Source organism: Neisseria sp. P0021.S005, from assembly GCF_051956955.1.
On sequence record NZ_JBQCWY010000676.1, the window covers coordinates 1 to 1,645 of the forward strand.

Here is a 1,645-nt window from a genome sequence, read left to right on the forward strand (position 1 = left end):
AGTTGTTGTGCAGGCTGATATGTTGGCGCAAAAGCTCGTCAACGCTTTCTTGAGCTTGCGGCGCATATTGCAATAGAAGCGGGAAGAAATTTTCTTCTTCGTCTTCATGGTGCAACGGCGCGGCAACGTTAAAATACTGGGCAATTTGACGGATGGTTTGCAAAACAACCTGATTGCAGCCGTTTTCGGCGATATAGTCCGACAACATGGCAACCTGATTGCAGAAACGGCGCACTTTGCCGTGGCAGGCGTACAGCATTTCAATGGGTTCGGCAAAAGTAACACTTTTGGTTTCAAACGGATTCATAGGATTTATTCTTAAATTAATGTTTCCAGATTATAACAAAACAGCCTGCGCAAGGCAGGCTGTCTGTTTTCGAGCTTTAGGCGGATTAGTCAACCAAAGTAACTTTACCGTTCATCAAAGCGCCGTGACCTGGGAAGGTACAAGCGAATTTGTATTCGCCGTCAGCCAGTTTGGCAGGATCCAGAGTCAAAGAAGATTCTTCACCGCCACCGATCAGTTTGGTGTGGGCAACAACGCGTGCGTCGTCAGGTTTAACGTAGTCAGTGTCAGCTGCGCCAACGCCATCTTTGAAAATACCGTCCATGTCTTCAGTTTTACCGATTACAATGTTGTGACCCATGCTGGCTTTAGGTTGGGTACCGGTGTGTTTCAGGGTGATGGTGAATTCTTTACAAGCTTTGCTTACTTGGATTTCTTTAGTGTTGAACTGCATAGCGTCGTTGGCTTCAACAGTAGTCGCGCAGTTGCCGGCAGCAGGAGCAGCGGCAGCGTCGGCTGGAGCGGCTTCAGAAGCAGGAGCTGCATCAGCAGGTGCAGTAGTTTCTGCAGGGGCAGCTTCGGAAGCAGCAGGGGCTTCAGCAGGTTTTGCAGCTTCTTGAGAGCATGCAGCCAAGCCGATAACGGCAGCGGAAATCAGAGCCAGATAAGCTTTCATTGATGTATCTCCTAATGATGAGAGTTTTGTTAAGTTCTATTAATAGCACCACACGAATATATTAATAAAAGGCAAACGCCAAACTAAAATTTATCCGCATAGCGTGATGTGAAATTCAGGCGTTATTTTGCTACAAACTTCACACGAAATCAAAGTTTCAAGCCAAGTTTACATCAGTTTACCTAAAAGAAAACAGATACTTTCTAGGTCGTATTTCTTTAGTATTAGATGCTATCATCCGAATGAAATAAGTTTTAACATTTATTAACAATAATCTCATCTGACATAATTTTAACGGCTGTGCTTGCGTACCAATTCTGCCAATGCCGCCGCCAATTCGGGATGTTTGCCTTCCAATTTGGCTGCCGCCTCGTCAAAACTGTCTAAAGCTGCCTCGCTCAATCGCAAACTATTGGTTTTCGGCTGAGTCGGAGGCTTGGGGACTACCCTGACCACCACTTCCCTTACCCCTGCATGCAATGCTTGCAACTTGGGCAACATGGCAGGCAGGATCATTTTCAAACGCGAAGCAGCCATATTATTGGCGGCAAGCAAAACCAATCTTCCGTCTTCTACGCAGGCCGTCTGAAAATGCGGATGCAGGTTGGCCGGCAAAACCGTTTTGATTTTTGCATCCAATTTCCGCCATTGTTGCGATTGTTGCAACAAGCCCGCCAATAAAT

General features: G+C 46.3%; 3 protein-coding genes. All 3 read right to left on the reverse strand.

The features are described from left to right. Positions 1-307: hemerythrin domain-containing protein (locus ACTHUE_RS18210; RefSeq protein ID WP_440424114.1), on the reverse strand; the 307-nt coding region annotated here is incomplete at its 3' end. Between the two features lie 85 nt (positions 308-392). Further along, positions 393-962 (reverse strand): azurin, encoded by a 570-nt coding sequence (azu, locus tag ACTHUE_RS18215; protein ID WP_070460143.1) that lies wholly within the window; start codon positions 960-962, stop codon positions 393-395. A 291-nt stretch (positions 963-1,253) separates the two neighbouring features. After that, positions 1,254-1,645: DciA family protein (locus ACTHUE_RS18220; RefSeq protein ID WP_440424115.1), on the reverse strand; the 392-nt coding region annotated here is incomplete at its 5' end.